23 protein-coding genes are annotated in these 20799 nt (G+C 69.5%); 17 read left to right on the top strand and 6 right to left on the bottom strand.

The features are described from left to right. Positions 1–8: 8 nt before the first annotated feature. Complete coding sequence (locus tag OMP44_RS04610) at positions 9–887, bottom strand: LysR family transcriptional regulator (protein WP_280306735.1); 879 nt, start codon at positions 885–887, stop codon at positions 9–11. 106 nt (positions 888–993) lie between these two features. Here OMP44_RS04610 and OMP44_RS04605 point away from each other — a divergent pair, with 106 nt between their 5' ends. The 5 genes from OMP44_RS04605 (at position 994) to OMP44_RS04585 (ending at position 3955) form a co-directional block, all read left to right on the top strand. Continuing rightward, entirely contained in the window at positions 994–1857 is an 864-nt protein-coding gene (locus OMP44_RS04605) for an SDR family oxidoreductase (protein ID WP_280306733.1), read from the top strand. A gap of 102 nt (positions 1858–1959) precedes the next feature. Then, complete coding sequence (bigR, locus tag OMP44_RS04600) at positions 1960–2307, top strand: sulfite-sensing transcriptional repressor BigR (RefSeq protein ID WP_431312618.1); 348 nt, start codon at positions 1960–1962, stop codon at positions 2305–2307. Then, on the top strand, positions 2304–2714 hold the full coding sequence (locus tag OMP44_RS04595; RefSeq protein ID WP_280306731.1) for a YeeE/YedE family protein: 411 nt from the start codon (positions 2304–2306) through the stop codon (positions 2712–2714). Before bigR ends, OMP44_RS04595 begins: the two co-directional genes overlap by 4 nt. Beyond that, a complete protein-coding gene (locus OMP44_RS04590) occupies positions 2711–3157 on the top strand; it encodes a DUF6691 family protein (RefSeq protein WP_280306730.1) in 447 nt (148 codons plus the stop codon). Before OMP44_RS04595 ends, OMP44_RS04590 begins: the two co-directional genes overlap by 4 nt. Before the next feature lie 87 nt (positions 3158–3244). Then, on the top strand, positions 3245–3955 hold the full coding sequence (locus OMP44_RS04585; protein WP_187979491.1) for an SOS response-associated peptidase family protein: 711 nt from the start codon (positions 3245–3247) through the stop codon (positions 3953–3955). Between the two features lie 48 nt (positions 3956–4003). On the opposite strand, the gene OMP44_RS04580 is transcribed toward OMP44_RS04585, so the two are convergent. Next, positions 4004–4990, bottom strand: coding sequence for a GlxA family transcriptional regulator (locus OMP44_RS04580; protein ID WP_280306728.1), 987 nt, complete (start codon positions 4988–4990; stop codon positions 4004–4006). Positions 4991–5096: 106 nt separating this feature from the next. Between OMP44_RS04580 and OMP44_RS04575 the strand changes: the two genes are divergently transcribed. Beyond that, positions 5097–5645, top strand: coding sequence for a cysteine hydrolase family protein (locus OMP44_RS04575; RefSeq protein WP_280306726.1), 549 nt, complete (start codon positions 5097–5099; stop codon positions 5643–5645). Here OMP44_RS04575 and OMP44_RS04570 read toward each other — a convergent pair. Next, a complete protein-coding gene (locus tag OMP44_RS04570; RefSeq protein ID WP_187979493.1) occupies positions 5630–6277 on the bottom strand; it encodes an LbetaH domain-containing protein in 648 nt (215 codons plus the stop codon). The genes OMP44_RS04575 and OMP44_RS04570 overlap by 16 nt on opposite strands. An 81-nt stretch (positions 6278–6358) precedes the next feature. Next, positions 6359–7006 (bottom strand): TetR/AcrR family transcriptional regulator, encoded by a 648-nt coding sequence (locus OMP44_RS04565; protein WP_280306725.1) that lies wholly within the window; start codon positions 7004–7006, stop codon positions 6359–6361. 146 nt (positions 7007–7152) lie between these two features. Between OMP44_RS04565 and OMP44_RS04560 the strand changes: the two genes are divergently transcribed. From OMP44_RS04560 to OMP44_RS04520, 9 genes are all read left to right on the top strand, one after another. Beyond that, positions 7153–7572, top strand: coding sequence for a DUF2147 domain-containing protein (locus OMP44_RS04560; RefSeq protein ID WP_280306724.1), 420 nt, complete (start codon positions 7153–7155; stop codon positions 7570–7572). A gap of 21 nt (positions 7573–7593) precedes the next feature. Next, entirely contained in the window at positions 7594–8478 is an 885-nt protein-coding gene (locus OMP44_RS04555; protein ID WP_280306722.1) for a TorF family putative porin, read from the top strand. 10 nt (positions 8479–8488) lie between these two features. Further along, positions 8489–10123: a xylulokinase gene (locus OMP44_RS04550; protein WP_280306721.1), complete on the top strand. Its 1635-nt coding sequence runs from the start codon at positions 8489–8491 to the stop codon at positions 10121–10123. Then, entirely contained in the window at positions 10120–10776 is a 657-nt protein-coding gene (locus tag OMP44_RS04545) for a class II aldolase/adducin family protein (protein WP_273862114.1), read from the top strand. Before OMP44_RS04550 ends, OMP44_RS04545 begins: the two co-directional genes overlap by 4 nt. Before the next feature lie 8 nt (positions 10777–10784). Then, positions 10785–12266: an aspartate aminotransferase family protein gene (locus OMP44_RS04540; protein WP_280306718.1), complete on the top strand. Its 1482-nt coding sequence runs from the start codon at positions 10785–10787 to the stop codon at positions 12264–12266. 8 nt (positions 12267–12274) lie between these two features. Beyond that, complete coding sequence (locus OMP44_RS04535; RefSeq protein WP_187979497.1) at positions 12275–12895, top strand: class II aldolase/adducin family protein; 621 nt, start codon at positions 12275–12277, stop codon at positions 12893–12895. A gap of 22 nt (positions 12896–12917) precedes the next feature. Then, positions 12918–14105, top strand: coding sequence for a hypothetical protein (locus OMP44_RS04530; protein WP_280306716.1), 1188 nt, complete (start codon positions 12918–12920; stop codon positions 14103–14105). A 53-nt stretch (positions 14106–14158) separates the two neighbouring features. Next, positions 14159–15610, top strand: a complete 1452-nt coding sequence (locus tag OMP44_RS04525; RefSeq protein WP_280306715.1) for an aldehyde dehydrogenase family protein — start codon at positions 14159–14161, stop codon at positions 15608–15610. 395 nt (positions 15611–16005) lie between these two features. Next, complete coding sequence (locus OMP44_RS04520; RefSeq protein WP_187979500.1) at positions 16006–16560, top strand: ProQ/FinO family protein; 555 nt, start codon at positions 16006–16008, stop codon at positions 16558–16560. A 55-nt stretch (positions 16561–16615) separates the two neighbouring features. Here the strand turns inward: OMP44_RS04520 and OMP44_RS04515 are convergent, their stop codons facing one another. Together OMP44_RS04515 and OMP44_RS04510 are read right to left on the bottom strand one after the other, a co-directional pair. Next, entirely contained in the window at positions 16616–17785 is a 1170-nt protein-coding gene (locus tag OMP44_RS04515) for a sensor histidine kinase (protein WP_280306712.1), read from the bottom strand. Next, positions 17782–18456 carry a response regulator gene (locus tag OMP44_RS04510; protein ID WP_133860836.1) on the bottom strand — a complete coding sequence of 225 codons (675 nt, stop codon included), beginning with the start codon at positions 18454–18456 and terminating at the stop codon, positions 17782–17784. The genes OMP44_RS04515 and OMP44_RS04510 overlap by 4 nt, the downstream gene beginning before the upstream one ends. Before the next feature lie 96 nt (positions 18457–18552). Here OMP44_RS04510 and OMP44_RS04505 point away from each other — a divergent pair, with 96 nt between their 5' ends. Together OMP44_RS04505 and OMP44_RS04500 are read left to right on the top strand one after the other, a co-directional pair. Continuing rightward, on the top strand, positions 18553–19992 hold the full coding sequence (locus tag OMP44_RS04505) for an efflux transporter outer membrane subunit (RefSeq protein ID WP_280306710.1): 1440 nt from the start codon (positions 18553–18555) through the stop codon (positions 19990–19992). 11 nt (positions 19993–20003) lie between these two features. Then, on the top strand, positions 20004–20789 hold the full coding sequence (locus tag OMP44_RS04500) for a MipA/OmpV family protein (RefSeq protein ID WP_280306708.1): 786 nt from the start codon (positions 20004–20006) through the stop codon (positions 20787–20789). Positions 20790–20799: the final 10 nt, after the last annotated feature.

Raw genomic sequence — 20799 nt, 5'->3', positions numbered from 1 at the left:
GTCAGTCGTTAGTCCAGCAGAAAGATGCCGTCTGGATACCGTGCGCAGAGGAAGTCGACAAAGGCCTTCACCTTGGGGCTCTGCAATCGTCGCGAAGTGTGCAGCACCCAGAGTTCGGTCTCACCGGCGAGGGTGCCCCAGCGCCTGAGCGCGCCTTCGTCCAGCTGACGTTGCACCAGCGAGAGCGGCAATAGCGCTGCACCTGCACCGGCCAGTACCGCCTCGCGGATGGTCAGCAGCGAAGTCAGCTGCAAGACCGGCTGGGGCAGGAAGCGCTCCCCGCCCTCCGTCAGCGTCCAGACCTCGCCCTCGCGCTGGCCGGGCATGACCACCGCAGGCAGAGGCGCAGGCTCGGCACCAGCCGTCAGAGGGCCTTCGAGGCCCGGGGCGGCGACCAGCACCCGGCGGTCCCGGGCGAAGCAGCGACCCACCAGGGTGATGTCGGGCGCGGGGTTGATCCGAATGGCCAGGTCGAAGTGTTCCTCCACCAGATCGACCAGGCGATCCTCGGCCACCGCCTCGATCAGGATCTCCGGGTACTGCCGGCGAAAATCCGCACTCAGCCGGCCCAGCGCCACCTGGGAAAACAGCAGCGGCGCCGCGATGCGCAGCCGTCCGCGGGGCACAGCCACGCCCTCCTGCACCGCGGCCACCGCCTCCTGAATCTCGCGCAGCGGCCCCAGGGTACGAGCCGCCAATTCAACCCCGGCAGGCGTCAGGACGAGGCTGCGCCCGCCGCGCTCGATCAGGCGTATCCCCAGCGCCTCTTCCAATTCGGCCAGCCGCCGCGACAGGCTGGCCTTGGGTCGGCCACTGGCACGACTGGCCTTGCCAATGCCGCCATGAGTGGCGATGAGCTGAAAATCGGCCAGCAGGCTGAAGTCCATCAAGCTGTCTCAATAATGGAACGGTATGTCCCTATCCTAGCGGCTATTGGCCTAAGGTGGGACGACTTAAGGTGGCTCTACCCCTCACCCACCTGGAGTTACCGACATGACCATCCTCGTCACTGGCGCCACCGGCCGCGTAGGCCACCACCTCGTGCAACAGCTCGTGCAGCGCGATGCCAAGGTGCGGGTGCTGACCCGCACTCCGGCCAGCGCCGATTTTCCCGCCACCGTCGAAGTCATGCAGGGCGACCTGCTCGATCTCGCTGCCCTGCGCCGCGCCTTCGCTGGCGTGTCCACCCTTTTCCTGCTCAACGCCGTGACCGGCGACGAATTCACCCAGGCGCTCATCACCCTCAACATCGCCCGGGAAAGCGGCGTCGAGCGGGTCGTCTATCTCTCGGTCTTCGGCGCCGACAGCGCGGTCAGCGTACCGCACTTCGCGGTGAAATTCGGCGGCGAGCGGATGCTGGACGCCATGGGTTTCAGTGCCACCGTCCTGCGGCCCACCTACTTCATCGACAACGAGGTCATGATCAGGGACATCATCCTGCAGCATGGGATCTATCCCATGCCCCTCGGCGGCAAGGGCGTGGCCATGGTCGACGCCCGGGATATCGCCGAGGTCGCCGCTCTCGAACTCATCCGCCGCGATCAGGCGATCGACAAGCTGCCCAGCGAAACGATCAACCTGGTGGGCCCGGACAGCCTCACAGGCACAGGCGCCGCGGCGATCTGGAGCGACCTGCTGGGCCGCCCCGTCCACTACGCCGGTGACGATCCGCACGGCTTCGAGCAGAACATGGCGACCTTCATGCCGGCCTGGATGGCCTATGAAATGAGGCTCATGGCCGAGCGCTATGTCAGCGACGGCATGCTGCCCGAGCCCGGCGACCGTGAACGGCTGGTCCGGCTGCTGGGCCGACCGCTGCACAGCTATCGGGACTTCGCCAGGGCGCTGATCGCCTGACGGGTATCAACCTGGCGCTGGGTGGCTCGACAGTGCACGCTTGCCAACGAACATTATACGTTATATAAAAATGTATATCGATCTGACCCAGGCGCGTTCAAGATGACTCCTCCCACCCGGCCCCTCCCCGGCGGCACCCTCTCCTCTCAAGACATGCAGGCGCGGGCCCAGGAAGTGGCCGCCCTGCTCAAGACCCTGGCGCATCCGGTCCGGCTGCTGCTGGCCTGCGCCCTCGCCGAAGGTGAATACGCGGTCGGCGAACTGGAGGCCCGTCTGGACATCCACCAGCCCACCCTTTCCCAGCAACTCGGCGTGTTGCGCGAGGCTGGTCTGGTCGCCACCCGCCGCGAGGCCAAGCAGATCTTCTACCGGCTCACCGAAGACAAGGCCGCCCAGCTGTTGCAGGCGCTCTACCAGATCTTCTGCCAGCCCGAGAGCCAGACGCCATGATCCTCTCCTCCTATATGCCCGCCCTGGGTGGCGGTCTGCTGCTGGGCCTGGCCGCCAGTTTGCTGTTGCTGGTCAACGGCCGGATCGCCGGCATCAGCGGGATCTTTGGTCGGCTGCTCGGGGCGCAACAAGCCGGCACCGGCCTGGTCTTCGTGCTGGGCCTGGTGCTGGGGCCGTTGCTGGTGAGCGGCCTGCACGCGCGTCCTTCCCTGAGCGTGGACGCGACCTGGCCCCAACTGCTACTGGCCGGGCTGCTGGTCGGCTTCGGGACGCGGCTGGGCTCGGGCTGCACCTCGGGCCATGGCATCCTCGGCGTGGCCCGCGGTTCACGCCGCTCGCTGGCCGCCACGGCGGTCTTCCTGGCCTGTGGCCTGGCCACGGCCACCCTACTGGGGCTGCTGCGATGAATTCTTGCCGCCTGGTCGTAGCGCTGCTGGCCGGTCTGCTCTTCGGCAGCGGCCTGGCCCTCTCGGGGATGCTCGATCCCGCCCGCGTACTGGGTTTTCTCGACCTCGCCAGCGGACGCTGGTACCCTAGCCTGCTGTTCGTCCTGGGCGGCGCCCTGCTGGTGGCGCTACCCGCGGTCCAGCTCCAGCGCCGGCTGACACGCCCCCTGCTCGACAGGGCTTTTCACCTGCCGCCCACCGTACCCGTCGACCGCCGCCTGCTGCTGGGCGCCGCGCTCTTCGGCCTGGGCTGGGGGCTGGCCGGGATATGCCCCGGGCCCGCGCTGGCAGGCCTGGGGCTGGGTATCGCCAAGGTCTATGGCTTCGTCGCGGCGATGGTCGTGGGGATGGTGCTGCATGACCGGGGGCTGGCCCGACGCGAGACGGCGGCGCCCAAGGCCTGAGCGCCAGGTACTTCGGGCGTGAGGCGTGGTCCTAGGTAGGGATGCGGGGGCATTTCAACCTGCGTCTCCCGCGCACAGGAGCATCCCATGTGTGGCCGCTTTGCCCAGTACCGCTATGCCCTCGATTACCTGGACGCCCTGGGCGCCGCGCCTGCGGATGTCCGCACCGGCCTGGAACCCCGCGCCCTGGGTCGTTACAACGTGGCGCCGGGCACCCGCGTCCAGCTGCTGCACCAGCAGCAGGATGGCCTGCACCTGGACCCGGTGCTCTGGGGCTACCAGCCCGCCTGGGCGCGCCAGGCCAAGCGTCCGCCGGTGATCAACGCGCGCGTCGAAACGGCGGCCACCAGCCGGATGTTTCGCGGCCTCTGGAAGAACGGCCGTGCCCTGGTGGTCGCGGATGGCTGGTACGAATGGAAAAAGGACCCTACAGATCCCAAGCTCAAGCAGCCCTACTTCATCCGGCTGAAATCCGGCGAGCCGCTGTTCTTCGCCGCCATCGGCCACTTCCACCCGGCTGACCAGGCACCCGACGAGGATGACGGCTTCGTCATCGTCACCGCCGCCTCCGACGCCGGCATGGTCGATATCCATGACCGCCGCCCGCTGGTCCTGCCGCCGGCCGTGGCCCGCGAATGGCTGGACCCCGAGCTGTCCATGGAGCGCGCCGCCGAGATTGGTGAGATCGAAGCAACGCCGGTGGAGGCCTTCGACTGGTATCCGGTCGGCAAGGCCGTGGGCAGCGTGAAAAACGATGGACCCGGACTGCTGGAGCGGATCGCCGAGCCGCTGGTTTAGCGGATCGACGGGGGCTTTCCGCCGGGCACCGACGCGCCGAGTTAGGCTTCAGCGACCTGGCGATCCACCCCCGAACCGCCGCCGATAATCCCCCGGGCTCAGCCCCACCACGCGGGTGAAGACCTTGCGGAAGGCACCCGGATCGCTGTAGCCCACTTCCCAGGCGACCCGTTCGAGGGGCAGGCGGCTGGCCTGCAGCAGTTCCCGGGCACGACCGACGCGCAGTTGCTGGCCGTAAGCGGTGGCGGTCATGCCGGTGGCCTGGCGAAAACGGCGCAGAAAGGTGCGCGGTTCCAGGCCGGCGCGGCGGGCCAGGGTGTCCAGGGCGATGTCCTGGGCGCCGCTTTCCTGCAGCCACTCCTGCACGGCGAGAATGGCGCTGTCGCCGTGGCTGAGGCGCGGGGAAAAGGCGCTGTAGTAGCGCTGCTGTCGACCCGGCGGGTCGATGACCAGGATGCGCGCGGTGCCGAGCATCCGCTTGGCGCCCAGGTAGCGATCGACCAGGCGCAGGCCGAGGTCGGTCCAGGCCATGAGGCCGCCCGCGGTGACGAGATCCTCGCCATCGATGAGGAGCTGGTCGGCATCCAGGCGGACGCCAGGGAAACGCGCATTGAAGCGCTCGACATAGAGCCAGTGGGTGGTGGCGGTCCGGCCGTCCAGCAAGCCGGTTTCAGCCAGCAGAAAGGCGCCGGCGCAGATCGAGGCCAGACGCACGCCGCTCTGATGCTGCCGACGTAGCCACTCGCGATAGGGCGCAGCCGCCTCCGCTGTGATTGGCTCAGCCAGGCTGGGTGGCAGGATCAGCACGCTGGGTGAGCCGCTCGCTGCGGGCAGTGAGTCGTAGACCCGGCTGGGCGCTGCTGCGCCCTCCTCAAGCCGCCAGTGGCTGACGCGCAAGCGGGGCCGCTCGGCATCCTCCGCCGTTCCCGTGAAGCGCCCGGCGATCTCGAACAGATCGGTGAGGCCGTGCACCGTCGCCCATTGCACACCGGGATAGAGCAGCAGACCGAGTTCGATCGGCGGTTGATCGTGCATGTGTCGCTGGCGCCCCTGAAGTTGTCGGTCACGCCTCTTCGCCCGGAGGCGCGGCTGGCCAATCATGGCCGGACCCAAACCTGAAGCATCTTCCGAGAGGCTGGACATGAGCAAGCACGCCGTCGTCGTCATCGATCTGCAGAACGAATACCTTCCCAGCGGCAAACTGCCCCTCAGTGGCATCGAGGCCGCGGTCGCCAAGGCCGCGCGGATCATCGCCCACGCCCGCGACCAGGGCATTCCGGTGATTCATGTGCAGCATCAGTCGCTCAGCGCCGAGGCGCCGATCTTCGTGCCCGGCAGCGACGGCGTCGAGATCCAGGCCGCGGTCGTGCCCCGGGCCGGCGAGCCGGTGGTGCTCAAGCACTATCCCAATGCCTTTCGCGAAACCAACCTCAGGCACCTGCTGGACGAGCGCGGTATCGAGTCGCTGGTGGTGGTGGGGGCCATGAGTCATATGTGTATCGACGCAGGCGTGCGCGCCGCAGCCGACATGGGGTACGCCGTGACCGTGATCCACGATGCCTGTGCCACCCTGGATCTGGAGTTCGGGGGCGTCAGGGTGCCGGCGGCCCAGGTGCATGCCGCCCTGATGGCGGCCCTGGCCTTCGCCTATGCGACGCTGGAAGCCACCGACGCCTATCTCGCCGGCTGAGAGAGCGCCGCGCCCGCGGCGGCGTCCGGCATCCCCTGGTCGATCAGTTCCAGCCGCGCGACCCGGGTGCCTGGCGGCAGCAGGGCGCCCGGCGCGATGACCGCATTGGCGCCCAGCCGGCAGCCGTCGCCGATCAGGGCGCCGAATTTGACCACCCCGGTGTCTATTACCCGGTCGCCGTGGCGGATGCGGATGAGCGCGCCGTCACTTTCGTTGCGGTAGTTGGCGACGATGGCGCCCGCTTCCAGATTCACCCCGCTGCCGATCAGCGAATCCCCGACGAAGTTGAAGTGGGCGAGCTTGCTGCCGTCCAGCAGCAGGCTGCTCTTCAGCTCGCAGGCCGGGCCCACCACGCAGTGAGCGCCCAGATGGACACCGCCGCGCAGATAGGCGCCGGCCGCCACCAGGCTGCCGGGGCCGATGATGATCGGTCCCTTGAGTACGGCACCGGGCTCAACCATTGCCGTCTCGTGGATGGCACTGTCGCCCTGGCGGCGATAGCCGGGACCGAGCCGCGCCAGCAGCAGCCTGACCCGATGCTCGCAGGCGCCGGTATGGGTCCAGGGCTGAGCGGGTTCCAGACCCAGGGTGGGCCAGGCAGCGATGAAGGTGGCGATATCCAGATCAGGCATGACGGGCCTCGGCAGTGGTGGAACACCTGCCGATTCTGACCTGAGTCCCCCGCTTGATGCTCGCCCCGGCGGGCGAAAGATTCAGCCGTCGCGCAGGCGCCCCAGATGACCGCTGAGCATGGCCGCGACGGTGCGGCAGGTGCTTTCCGCCGGCAGCTCCTCATCGAACAGCAGCTCCACGGTGGAGTGGATCAGCTCGACCACGATCCGCGCGACCTGGGCGACGGTGGCCGGCGCCACGCCAGGCAGCAGCAGCACCAGCAACGCGGTCTGCTGCGCCGCCACCCGGCGGTGCGAATCCAGGCGCACGTGCTCCAGCGAGGGCACCGCGCGCAGCGCCTTGAGGATCCACATACCCCCGGCGGTCTCGGCGGTGACCCGGTAGGTATCTAGCAAAAGCCCGGTCAGGACGTCTTCCACCCGTTCCAAAGGACCGGCCAGCAGCTCGGCATTGATCCGCCCGTCTATCTGCGCATTCTGCTTTTCCAGCAGGCGCCGACCCAGCTCCTCCAGCAGGGCGTACTTGTTGGGAAAGTAGCGGTAGAGCGCCGGCGGGGTCAGCCCCGCGCAATCGCAGACCAGATTGGTCGACAGCCGCTCGATGCCAACCTGACACAGCACCTCCGCCGCCGCCGCCAGGATGCGTTCATAGGTTTCCGCTGCCCGCTGCTGGCTGGGGCGGGCCTTGGGCGTGGCGCGGGAGGATGGAGCGGACTCTTTGGCGACCATGAAAAAGCTCTCGGCTGAACGAAAAAACCCTTGATGGGCAGTAAAATGATAGTTATAACTATCGTGTAGCGATAACTATCATATCAGCAACAGCGTTGCCTTACTGCCTCCAGCCACAACCACAACAATCAGCAGGAGTCTCCTCCATGAAAACACCCCTCGCGCTCGCCGCCGCCTTATTGGCGCTCCCCCTCGCCCCCGTGCTGGCCGCCGACGCCGTACCGGTCCAGGGACTCTGGCTGACCGCCGACCAGGGCGCCGCGGTCAAGGTCATGCCCTGCGCCGACAACGCCGGTGCCCTGTGCGGCACCATCGTCTGGGACAAGGACGCCGGCAATGCCCATGACACCTGCGGCACCCGCATCTTCCAGATGAGTCGCGACGACGGCGGCACCTGGCGCGACGGCTGGGTATTCGATCCGCGCGATGGCAAGAAATACAAGGGCTACGTCCGCCGCAAGGGCGACGACCTCAACATCCGCGCCTATGTCGGCACCGAGGTGCTCGGCAAGACCGAACAGCTCATCCCGCTGAGCGCCCTTCCCGCCACCCCGCACTGCAGCTAAGCCACCGCAAGGAGCGACCCCATGAACCGGATTCTTCACCGCACCCAGGCGGCGGCCCTGCTGTGCCTGAGCGTTCTCGGCAGCGCGGTCCAGGCCGACGACGACCTGACCAGCTATGCCCTGACCATCACCCCGCGTCTGCTCTCGGACGTGCGTAACCGCGGCATCTCCGACTCGCTCAATCGGCCGGGGGCGAAGGTCACCGTGGAATTCGCCCACGAAAGCGGCCTGATCGGCCTGGCGGAAATCGGCACCGTGAGCAAGAAGCAGTTCATCGACGGCGATGGCGCCAACGTGCTGCTGGCCGGCGGCTACCGCTTCGGCGATCCGGAGGCCTGGCACTTCGGTGTCGGTCTGGCCGGGGAATTCTTTCCCGGTGCCCACTTCAAGGCGCCCAGCCGCATCGATCCGGAGACCGGCGCTCCCGATGGCTTGCGCAGCACCAACTACAACAGCCAGTTCGCGGTGCTGGAGATCGGCTACGGGGCCCTGCAGGGGCGCATCCTCAACGTGCTCTCGGAAAACTATCGCGGCGCCAACACCGCCGGGGTCTGCGGCGCCCAGCTGCAATTCAATCCCGACCCGACCAAGGGCCTGGAGTGCTATGCCAAGGGCGAGCACAACTCCCGCGGCAGCCTGCTCTACGACCTGGACTATCGCTACGAGCTGACCCCGCGCACCAGCCTCAAGCTGCACGCCGGCTACCAGCAGATCCGCAACTTCTCCGAGGCCAACTTCAGCGACTACGGCGTGGGCCTGGTGCATCGCCACTGGGGCTTCGACTTCGGCCTGGACTACCTGAGCCCCCATACCCGGGCGCGCGAACTCTACATCGCCGAAGACGGCGACCATCAGCGCGCGACGGACGAGGCCCGCTGGGTGCTGTCCGTGGCCCGTCCCTTCTGAGCCGGCGCCCATGAAACCTCACGTCTTCGCCACGCCGCCCGCACCGGCCCAGGCCACCGCCCTCGACGGCCTGGTGCTGGTGGTGGATCTCGGCACCTCCGGCTGCAAGAGCGCCCTGGTCACCCTCGGCGGCGAGGTGGTCGCCTGGACCTTCCATGGCGTCACCCTGCACGTCGAGGGCCACAGCGCCGAACAGGAACCGGAAGACTGGTGGCAGGCCTTCCTGCGCGGCGCCGGCGAATTGCTGGCAGCGGACCCGGCACGGCGGCGGCGGGTGGTGGCGGTGTGCTGCTCGACCCAGACCGAGGGCACGGTGTGCGTGGACGCCAACGGCCAGGCCCTGGGCCGGGCGCTGCTCTGGCTGGACATGCGCGGCGCCGAATCCGTGGCGCGGCGGGTCGGCGGCGGCCGGCTGAAGGTGGCCGGCTACTCCCCGTTCAAGCTGTGGCGCTGGATCCGCCTCACCGGCGGCGCGCCCTCGCTGTCGGGCAAGGATTCCGCCGGGCACATCGCCTATCTGCAGGACCACCAGCCGGAGCGCTATGCGCGCACGGTGAAGTTTCTCAATGTCCTCGATTTCATGAATCTGCGCCTCACCGGGCGCTGCTGCGCCACCGCCGATTCCATCTGCACCGCCTGGATCACCGACAACCGCGATTCGCGCCAGGTGAAGTACGACGCCGGGCTGATCCGCACCCTGGGCTTCGACCGCGACAAGCTGCCCGACCTGGTGGATTCCGCGGAGGTGATCGGCACCCTGACCGGCGCGGTGGCCGACCAGCTCGGTCTGCCGCGCAGCACCCCAGTGGTGGCCGGCTCGGTGGACACCTCGGCGGTGGCGGTGGGCTCCGCGGTGGAAGACTTCGCGCCGCACCTCTACCTGGGCACCTCCTCCTGGCTGGGCGCCCATGTGCCCTTCAAGAAGTCCGATGTCCTGCGCCACATGGCCGCCGTGCCCAGCGCGGTCAAGGGCCGCTACCTGGCCATGGCGCTGCAGACCGCGGCGGGTGCCAACCTGTCCTTCCTGCGCGACAAGGTGCTCTACCACCCGGACGAACTCCTCAGCGACGAACAGCACCCGGATCTCTATGCGCTGCTCGACCGCATCGCCGCCCGGGTGCCGGCCGGCGCCCGCGGGCTGCTCTACACCCCCTGGCTGTATGGCGAGCGCAGCCCGGTGGACGATCCCAGCCTGCGCGCGGCGCTGATCAACCTGTCACTGGAGCACACTCGGGAAGACATCATCCGCGCCTTTCTCGAAGGGGTGGCGCTCAACACCCGCTGGATGCTGGAACCCTTCGGCCGCTTTCTCGGCCGCCGACCGGAGCGGATCACCGCGGTGGGCGGCGGCGCCCAGTCCAATCTCTGGTGCCAGATCATGGCCGACGTCACCGGCCACGTGATCGCCCAGCCCGATGCGCCCATCCAGGCCAATGCCCGGGGCTCGGCCTATATCGCCGCCGCCGGCATCGGCGCCCTGACCTTCAGCGATGTGCCGGCGCTGCAGCGACCGCCGCGCCTCTACCAGCCCTGCCCCCAGGCGCGGGCGCGCTACGACGACAGCTACGCCACCTTTCTCGAAGTCCGCCGGCGCCTGGCGCCGCTCTACCGCCGCCTCAACCCCAACCAGGGAGCCCGACCATGAGCGATACCCTCGAAGCGCGCGAACAGGTGGTCGATCTCTGCCTGCACCTGGTGCGCCGCGGCTTCTTCGCCGCCACCGGCGGCAATCTGGCCCTGCGCCTGGATGCCGAGCGCATCGCGGTGACCCCCTCCGCCCTCGACTACTACCAGATGGGCGCGGAAGACGTCTGCATCCTGCGCCTGGCCGACCTGCACCAGCTCGAAGGCGATCGCGCGCCCTCGGTGGAAACCGGGTTGCACGCCCGGGTGCTGCGGCGCTTTCCCGCCGCGGGCTGCAGCCTGCATACCCACCAGCCGCTGGCCAGTGCCTGCACCCTGCTGGGCGAGGCCCTGAGCGTCGACGACCCCGAGCGCTGGCCCGAACTGGGCCGCCACCTGCCGCTGGTGGGCTATGCCCCCTCCGGCACCAGCTGGCTGGCCAAGCGCCTGGATCGCGCCCTGAGCGCCGAGAGCCCGGCCTATCTGCTGCGCAACCACGGGGTGCTCTGCTACGGCGCCAGCGCGCGGCAGACCCTGGCGGTGCTGGAGCAGCTGGAAGCCTTCTGCGAGCACTACCTGGTCGGCCGTATCGCCAACCGCCCCGGCGTCTCCGCCGCCGACAGCCTGGCGCGCCAGCGCCTGCTGACCACTCTCACCGCCTCCCTCCCGTCCTGAGGTCCGCCATGAACCAGCCCCTGACCACCCCGCCGCCCCTGGTACCCACGCCGCCGGCGATTTCCGCCTGGCCGGATACCGAGACGCTCTATCGCCGTTTCGACGCCCTGGTCAAACAACCCATGCGCCCGCTGCGCCGCGATGCCCTGGCCAAGGTCATGGGCTATTTCGACGAGCGCTGCCAGGGCTCGCGGCGACTGGCGGAAGAAGCCAAGCGTTTCATCCCCGGGGGCATCCAGCACAACCTGGCGTTCAACCATCCCTTCCCGCTGGCCATCTCCCGGGCGGAAGGTGGCCACCTCACCGACGTCGACGGTAACCGCTACATCGACTTTCTCCAGGCCGGCGGTCCCACCCTGCTCGGCTCCAATCACCCCGGCGTGCGCGAGCAGGTCCAGCGCATCCTCGCCGAGTGCGGCCCGGTCACCGGCCTGCTGCACGAATACGAGGTCAAGCTCGCCGAACTGGTCTGCCAGAGCGTGCCCGGCATCGACCAGGTGCGGCTGCTGGGCTCGGGCACCGAGGCGGCCATGGCCGCGGTGCGCCTGGCGCGGGCCTATACCGGGCGCCGCTGGATCATCAAGATCGGCGGGGCCTATCACGGCTGGAGCGATCAGCTGGTGTACGGCATGCGCCTGCCCGGCACCGGACGCATGGAGGCCCTCGGCATTCCCCGGGGCGCCACCGCCCACACCCAGGAAAGCCCGCCCAACGACCTCGACGCCCTGCGCCGGCGCTTGCAACTCAATCGCCTGCGCGGCGGTACCGCGGCGGTGCTGGTGGAACCCTTCGGCCCGGAGAGCGGCACCCGCCCGGTGCATCCACAGTTCAATCGCGAGGTGCGCAAGCTCTGCGACGAATTCGGCGCCCTGCTGATCTTCGACGAGGTGGTGACCGGTTTTCGCGCCGGCATGGGCGGTGCCCAGGGCTACTTCAAGGTGCTGCCGGATCTCACCGTGCTCGGCAAATGCCTTACCGGCGGCTATCCCATGGCCGGGGCCCTGGGCGGCAAGGCCGAGGTCATGCAGCTGCTGGTGGGCGGCATCGGCACCTCGTCGAAGCGCGCCTTCGTCGGCGGCACCCTGTCGGCCAATCCGCTGTGCTGCGTGGCCGGCTACTACGCCCTCAAGGAGATCCAGCGCCTCGACGCCGCCGGCCAGGCCGGTCGTGCCGGCGATCGGCTGCGCCAAGGGCTGGACGAGATCATCGAGCGCCGCAACCTGCCCTATGTCGCCTACAACCTGGGCTCCATCGTCCATCTGCAGACCTCCGGCGTGCTGCTGCTCGACACCGGCAACCCGCTCAAGCTGCTGCGGGTGCGCAACGAAGCCAAGGCGCGCAAGCACATGATGGAAGAGATGGGCGCGGCCTATACCGCCCATGGCCTCATCACCCTGGCCGGCAGCCGCATCTACACCAGCCTGGCCGACACCGACGCCGTGATCGACGACGCCCTGGAGCGTTTCGACCGGGTCTTCCAACTGGTATGAGGCCGCCCATGAAAGCCGAACTGCGCCAGCAATGGCTGGATCTGCAGCAACGTCTGGCCCGCCAGGGCGAACGCTCGGCCCTGGCCCTGTCGGTACGCATACCGGGGGCGGGCAGCCTCTGGTACGGCACCCTGGGCGATGCCGCCCCCTGCGAGATCGAGCTGACCCGCAGCAGCGGCGGCGCCCTCGATCACGCACTCATCTACCGCTCGCGACCGGATGTCGGCGCCATCATCCAGGGGGCCGGGCGCTATGGGCAGCATGTAGCGGACTTCGGCGGCCAGCTGCCACAGCTGTTCGACGAGCAGGCCCGGCACCTGGGCCGGATGGCACCCGCGGTGACCAGGAGCAACGCCCTGGCGGAAGCCCTGGCCGACCAGGGCAACGTCCAGCTGCTCGGCGGCCAGCCGCTGTGCCTGGGGACCACCGCCAGCCGCGCCGCCCTCAATGCCGAGCTGTTCGAGAAATGCGCCAAGGCCTACACCCTGGCCCAGGCCACCGGCGCCGTGCTCACCCGCCTGCCCTGGTGGGTGGTGCTGATCGCCACCCGCCGGCTCCAGCTCGACCAGCGCGCCGCCGCCGAGGCCTTCCGCCAGGGCCGGCTGCCGGCGGAAAGTCGCGGTTACTAGCCACTCATCGAAGGTAGAGCCCATGACCGTCACCTCGCCCTCTCCGCCCCGCCAGGTCTGCGCCGCGCTGCTGCTGGGGTCCCTGGCCCTGCTCATCCTCGGCCTGCAGCCGCTGCTGCTCGGCGAGCTGTTCACCAGCGGTCGCGCCAGCCTCGATGGCCTGGGCCTGGTGGCCATGGGCGAGATCGTCGCCCTGGGCCTGGGGGTCATCGCTGGCGAGGCCCTGGGTCCCCGTCTGGGACTGCCGAGGGTCCTGGTACCGGCGACGCTGCTGGCGGTCGCCGCCGACCTCGCCAGTGCCCAGGCCAGCGGTGATCTGCTGCTGCTCGGCCTGCGCGCCCTCGCCGGCCTCGGCGAAGGCCTGCTGCTCTGGGCGGCGGTGGCGCTGATCGTGCGCCAGCCCGCCGCCGAGCGCCTATCCGGCCTGTTCATGGCGCTGCAGACCTTTTGCCAGGGACTGCTGGCGGCCCTGCTGGCGCTGTGGATCCTGCCGCGCCTGGGCAGCCCCGGCGGCTTCCGGCTGCTGGCCGGCGTCACCACCCTGGCCCTGCCGCTGACCGCCGCCTTGCCCCGCCGGCTGGCGGCGCTGGAGCTCCCTGGCAGCGTGCCCGTTCGCCATCGCTGGCGGCTGCCCCAGGCCCTGCTGCTGGCCTTCGTCGGCTGCCAGCTGGCGGCGATCGGTGCGCTCTGGGCCTATCTGGAGCCCTATGGTGAAGCCCTCGGGCTGGACGCCAGCCAGGCCCAGACCCTGATCGCCGCCAGCTTCGCCGCGCAGTTGCTCGGTGGTCTGGCCGGCGCGGCGCTGGTGGCCTGGCTACCGGCCGCCACCACCCTGACCCTGGCGACCCTGTTGCTGGGCAGCCTGGCCGCGCTGATCTATGGCCTGGCACCAGGGGCACACCTGACCTTTGCGCTGCTGTGCCTGGCCTTCACCTTTCTCTGGCAGACCCTCACCCCCTTCCAGATCAGCCTGGCCCTGCGGCTGGACGCCAGTGGCCGCGTCGCCACCCTGGTGCCTTCGCTGCAGCTGCTCGGCTGCGCCGCCGGCCCGGCGCTGGCGTCCCTCTGGCTGCAGGGCGCCGCGGTCCGGCCCGCCGCCCTGACCAGCGCCCTGCTCGCCCTGCTGGCCCTGGGGTTGGCGGCCCTGCTCGCCCTCAGTGCCCCCGGCTCCCGGCCGTTGCCACGCTGGCGCTGGCAACGCCCAGGCTGAATACTGCCGTCGTCGCCGTGTCGCCCCTTCCTGCCCCCTTGCGGACTGCTGCCATGAATGCGCCCCTCCCCGATCCCGCTTCTGCCTGCGCCCCGGTCGACCCCGAGACCCTGCAGCGGCTGTTCGCCGCCCAGGGACCGCGCACCCTGGCCCTGCGCGATTCCAGCGCCGCCGAGCGCCTGACCCTGCTGCAGCGCCTGCATGGCGCCCTGGTGGCGCGGCGTGGGGCGCTCTATGCGGCCTTTCGCCAGGACTTCGGCAAACCCGAGGTGGAGGTGGAACTGTCGGAGATCATGCCGGTGCTGGAAGAGATCCAGCACGCGCGCCGCCATCTGCGCCGCTGGATGAAGCCGCGGCGGGTGCGACCGACCCTGACCTCCCTCGGCTGCCCGGCGCACATCCACAGCCAGCCCCGCGGTCGCTGCCTGATCATCGGCCCCTGGAACTACCCGGTCTCCACCCTGCTCGGCCCGCTGGTGTCGGCGCTGGCGGCAGGCAACAGCGTGATGCTCAAGCCCTCGGAATTCACCCCGGCGGTCAACGCGGTGCTGCGCGAGCTGCTGGCCGAGGCCTTCACCCCCGACACCGTGGCCTTTTGCGAAGGCGACGTCACCACCGCCCAGGCGCTGCTGGCACTGCCCTTCGATCACTTCTTCTTTACCGGCTCCACGGCCGTGGGCCGCCTGGTGATGCAGGCCGCCGCCCAGCACCTGGCCTCGGTGACCCTGGAACTGGGTGGCAAGTCGCCGGCGATCATCGACGCCAGCGCCGACCTGGACGCCGCCGCCGAGTTGCTGCTCTGGGGCAAATTCCTCAATGCCGGCCAGTCCTGCGTCGCGCCCGATCATGTCTTCGTCGCCCGCCGCCTGCTGCCGGCCTTCAAGGAACGCTGTCGTGTCCTGCTGGTGCAGCGCTACGGCACCGATGCCGCCGCCAGCCCGGACTACGCCCGGCTCATCCACCCGCGCCACGCCAGCCAGCTGATCGGGCTGCTGGAACAGGCCCGGGCCGCCGGCGCGCAGCTGATCCACGGCGGCGCGCACGATGCGGCCGGGTGCTATCTCGCCCCGACGCTGCTGGATTGCTCGGCCGTCGACAGCCCCCTGGACAGCCAGGAGCTGTTCGGTCCGCTCCTGCCGGTGATCGCCTACGACGACCTGGAGGAGGTGCTGCAGCGCATCGACGCCGGTCCCAAGCCCCTGGCGCTCTATCTCTGGAGTTGCGATCGCGCGGTGCAGCGACGGGTCGTCGCCCGTACCAGCTCCGGCAGCGTCGGCCTCAATCTGTGCATGCAGCAGTACACCCAGCTGCACCTGCCCTTTGGCGGCGTCAATCACTCCGGCAGCGGCAGCGCCCATGGCCAGGCGGGCTTTCGCACCTTTTCCCACGAGCGCAGCGTGCTCGCCGCCGGTCCGCTGCTGGCCGTTCGTCTGCTGCTGCCGCCCTATTCGCCGTTCAAGCTGCGGCTGGCGCAATGGGTGTCGCGCCTGACCGGAGGCGGCTAGATCCAGTACGCGAAGTGCCTGCATCATCGGCGCTGCTTTGTTGCAATGCCTGGATCGCCAGCCCGGTCGGAAGCCTCGTGTACCGCACCTGCACGGCCCTTCCTCGGCCTTCCGGTTCGGGCGCGCTCAGCCTTCGAGTCGCCTTGGGCCGTTACTCCCTAAGGTCGTTTCAACTCGCCTCACCTGCGCTCGGCGGCGTTCGTAAAGGGCCGAGAAAACGCCCAGCAGGGCGCACCATCCGCCGGGAATGACGCTTCCGAGGATGCACGAGCGGCAAACCAGCCTTTAGAATGACGGGCCGCCAGCCTTGGGCGTGCCAATCTGCAATCGGCGCGGTCCAAGCCCGGCATGGGTTACCCTTGCACGTGAATTCTATTGGAGCGGTGAGCTGAACGATGGGCTTTGAGCAACTAGCTGAACTACGCGACCGCCTGCGGGCCGAAAAAGCGCAGGTAAAGACCGAGAGCAACGAGCGGCCGGCGCGGAGACCTTCACCGAAAGCCAAGCCCCGCGAGCAGAAGCCCCGCGAGCAGGATCCGGTGGTCGAAGGCATCCGCCGTCTGCAAAAGCACTTCCCGCTGGCCTTCCCGGTCAATCCGGCCCCCAAGGTGCCGCTCAAGGAAGGCATCCTGAAGGACGCCGAGCAGCACCTGGAGCGCCTGGGCATCACCGGTGACCAGCTCAAGCAGTCGATCGCCACCTGGTGCCGTGGCACCCGCTACTGGGCGGCCATGACCGAAAACGCCCCGCGCCTGGATCTGGATGGCCAGCCGGCTGGCACCGTGACCGCTTCCCAGGCGGTCTATGCCAAGCAGCAGGCACGCCGCCAGCGCGCCCAGGCCCGCCGTGAGCAGGCCAAGGCCAAGGCGGACACCGCCACGCCAGTCGAAGCTGAGGCGCCTGCAGCGGCCGAGGCTGTCGCCGCCCCTGCGGACGACGCCTCCGCCTGAGGCCCGCTGCCCCTGTCGCCCTGACAGGGGTAGTCGTTCCAAGACGCCTGCCGCGCTAGGACAGCCGTCCCGGCAACTCGATCCGCATGACCGTGCCGCCACCCTTGCGCCCCAGGGCGACGATGCGGCCCTGGTGCGCCGCGCAGATGGCGCGGGCGATGGACAGGCCCAGGCCGCTGCCACCCAGATGACGCGCCCGGGAGCTGTCGGCGCGCCAGAAGCGGTGGAAGACCCGCTCACGGTCGGCTTCGGCGATGCCCGGGCCGCGATCGCGGAATTCCAGCACCAGCCCCTCTGCCAGAGCCCGCTGGACGATCTCCAGTTCGCCGCCGCTGGCGCCATAGCGCAGGAAATTTTCCAGCAGGATGTTGAGCAACTGGCCGATGCGATCGCGGTCGGCGTACAGCCGTTGGCGGGGATCCAGCTCCAGGTGGAGTCGTATCGCCTCGGCCTGCAGCTGGGGCGCGAACCAGGCCAGTCGCTCTTCCACCAGCGCCGCCAGGGCGAAGGGCCGCTGGTCCAGCGCCAGTTGCCCGGCCTCGGCCAGCGACAGGGTATGCAGATCGCCGACCAGGGTGTTGAGCAGGTCGAGCTGGCGCTTGACCATCTGCAACTGGCAGGCATCCGCGGGAAAGACCTCGTCGAGGATGCCCTGCACCCGCACCGAGGCGGCGTTGAGCGGGGTGCGCAGCTCATGGGCGAGGATGGCGCTGGAATCCCGTACGTCGCGTTCGTATTGCTGCAACCGCGCGGTGAGGCTGTTGAAGTCCAGCGCCAGGCGGCGCAACTCCGCGGGTGCCGTCTCGGCGACCTCCAGCCGGGTGTCCAGATCGCCCGACGCCACCCGCCGCGCCGCCGCGGCGATGGCGGAGAACTGGCTCGACAGCGGGCGTGACAGCCGAAAGCCGGCCAGCAGGATCAACGGCACGGCTGCCAGCACCAGGCCCGCCAGCACCCACCAGTCGCGGCTGGCGATACCGGGCAGGAAATAGCGCACCGGATAGTAGTGGCTGAACAGCGCCCAGAGCCTTGCCTCGTTTTCCTGCGGATCGGCGCGCAGCTGGAGGATCTCCGCCCGCGCCGCCTGGGGCACCTGGCGCAGCACCCACCAGTCGCCGAAGAGAAACCAGAGGTACATGCCGGCGGCGATCAGCAGTACCGCGCCCAGTGCCAGCAGGCTCATGCGCCAGCCGACCCAGCGTCCCAGCGGGGCCTGGCGCTTCATGAAAAGCGATAGCCGATGGCGCGTACCGTCACCGGCACGCCGGGAATGCCGGCCGCCTCCAGCTTGCGCCTGAGGTTGTGCAGGTGGGTGTCCACCACCCGCGCCAGGGCCTCGCTCTCCGGCAGGCAGCGCTCCAGCAATTCCTCGCGGGTAAAGGCCTTGTGCGGGGTGCGCATCAGGGTGGCGAGCAGGCCGAATTCGGTGGGCGTCAGCTCCAGGAGGCGTGCCTCGACCGTGGCGCTGAAACGCTCCAGATCCACCGTCAGGGCGCCATGGCGCAGCCAGCGATCATCGCGCGGCGCCTGATGACAGCGACGCAGCACCGCGTGCACCCGCGCCACCACCTCCTTGGGGTTGTAGGGTTTGACCACATAGTCGTCGGCGCCATAGCGCAGGGCGCCGAGCTTTTCCGGCTCGTCGCCGATGGCGGTCACCATGATCACCGGGGTATCCCCGGCGCGGCGGATCTGCGCCAGCACCTCGGTGCCACCGAGGCGCGGCAGCATCATGTCGAGCAGGACCAGATCGGGTCGCTCGCGCTGGAACAGGTCCAGCCCCTGGCGGCCGTCCTCGGCGAGCATCACCGTGAAGCCGTCACGCAGCAGATAGGCCTCCAGCACGCTGGCGCTGTCGGCGTCGTCTTCGACGATGAGTATGAGTTTGTCGCCCACGTCCGCTCTCTTGATCGAATCTCGACAATTCGCCGAAGGAATCTTGATTCGGCGTCCCTAGGCTGCGATCCATGCCTTGCACCGGGTCTGCCTGCCATGCCTTCACTCGCCGCTTCCGTCACCTGCCCGCTGCTGCTGATCAGCCTGCTGGGCCTCAGCGGTTGCTCACTGATTCCCGACTACCAGCGGCCGGCACTGCCGGTGCCCGCGCATCTGGGGCAGTGGCAACGGCAGGATGCGGCGCTCGCGGCGGTCGTCGACCTCAGTCCGGAGGAGCGCCAACTGCTGGCCGCGGTCAGCGCTGAAGCCCTCCTGCCAACGCTGGCGAGCCAGGCGCTGGCGGGCAATCGAGACTACCGGATAACCCAGCTCAGGGTCGAGCAGGCGCGGGCGCAACTGGGAGCCCGCCAGGCCGAGCGCTGGCCCACCCTGGGCCTGGCGGTGCAGCGTCCGCGTCAGCGCTTCGCCGATCAGGCGCTGGACGAGCGCTACCAGCAGGACCTGGCCACCGCCACCCTGGGCGTGGACGCCTTCGAACTGGATTTCTTCGGCCGCGTGGCCAGTCTGGGTGAGGAAGCCCGCCACCAGCTGCTGGCCAGTGCCTATGGTCAGCAGGCCGCGCGCGGCGCCCTGGTGGTCGAGGTGGCGCGCCTCTTCCTGCTGGCCCGCGAGGCCGATGCCCAGGTCGCCAGCGCCCAGGCGATGGCCGCGCTCAGCGACCAGCTGGCGCAGCGGACCCAGGCGCGCATCGCCGCCGGCGACCTGGCTCCGGCCGCGCTGGAGCCCCTGACCCAGGCCGTTCTCGAGGCGCGCCAGCAGCTGCAGCAGCGGCTGAGTCAGCGCACCCAGGCCTATGGGGCGCTGGCCTGGGTCACCGGCTACCGGCTGGCGCCCTCGCCCGGCGCTGCGCCTGCCCTCGCCGGTCCTCCGCCGGAGCTGCCCGGCGAGCTGGCCGACCTGCCCTCCAGCCGCCTGCTGGAGCGTCTCGACGTGCGCGCCGCCGAGGAACGTCTGCAGGCGGCCAACGCCAGCATCGGCGCGGCCCGCGCCACCTTTTTCCCGAGCATCCGCCTGAGCACCGCGGTGGGTCTGGCGAGTCCGCAATTGCAGGATCTGTTCAGCGCCGGCCATGGCCTGCGCCTGCTGACGCCGTCGCTGTCCCTGCCGCTGTTCGACGGCGGGCGCAACAGCGCCAATCTGGATGCGGCCAAGGCTGCTCGCGACCTGGCCCTGGCCGCCTACGAACGCACCCTGCAGGACGCCTTTCGCGAACTGGCCGACGGCCTGGAAGAGCGCCGCCTGCTGCTCGCGCAGCGCCAGACCCTGGACGCCCAGCTGCAACTGAGCCACCAGCGCCGCCAGCGCCTGGCGCACCAGTGGCAGGCCGGGGCTGGCGATCCCGGCGCCAGTCTGCAGGCCGGTCTCGACGACCTACGCGCCGGCGAGACGCTGCGCCAGACCGAGCAGGCGCTGCGCCTCAATCGCCTGCGCCTGCACCGCGCCCTGCACGGCCTGGACCACCCTTCCGCCACCTGAGAGGACCTGCCATGACCCGCACCCCCCTGCTGCCGCTGCTGCTCTGCCTGACGCCCCTGGCCGGCCAGGCGGCCGACGCCTCGCCCTGGGGCGACCACACCGATGTCAGCCTCGGCCTGGTGGCCGGCGCGGTCAGTCGCTACCTGGGTTCGGCCGACTATCGGCCGCAGCTGCTGCCCCTGGTGGTGGTCCAGCGCGGCCCCTTCTTTGCCGACACCAGTCGTGGCCTCGGCCTGCAATGGCAGTCGGCCCAGGGGCTGACCCTCAGCGGCGCCCTGAACTACGACGTCGGCCGCGATGACCGCGAAAACGCCTCGCGGCCAGGCGCCGACCGGCTGCGGGGGATGGGCGAGGTCGACGGATCCACGGTGCTGGACCTCACCCTGAGCCAGGCCCTGGCGCCCTGGCTCAGTCTCAACGCCGAGGGCGAATGGCGGCTGGCCGGGGCCCAGCGCGGCACTCGCTATCGCCTGGGAATGGAAGCCATTGGCCTGCACACCGACCAGGACACCCTGGCGCTGGATCTCGACGCCCATGCCGGCGACCGCCGCTTCAACCAGACCTATTTCGGCGTCACCGCCGCCCAGAGCGCCGCCAGCGGCTTCGCCCCGGCGCGTCTCGACCAGGGCATCTATGCCTATTCCGTCGCGCTGAACTGGTTGCACACCTTCGATCCGCACTGGAGTTCGGTGGCGACCCTGACCACCACCTATTACGGCGACCAGGCACGCGACAGCCCGCTGCGGCAGCGCGCCACCGCCACCACCACCCAAGTCGCCCTGACCTACAGCTTCTGATCCTGGAGCC

It is taken from the genome of Pseudomonas flavocrustae, from assembly GCF_029872515.1.
Classification (GTDB): domain Bacteria; phylum Pseudomonadota; class Gammaproteobacteria; order Pseudomonadales; family Pseudomonadaceae; genus Chryseomonas; species Chryseomonas aestiva.
This window is presented reverse-complemented; position numbering and strand designations above follow the sequence as displayed.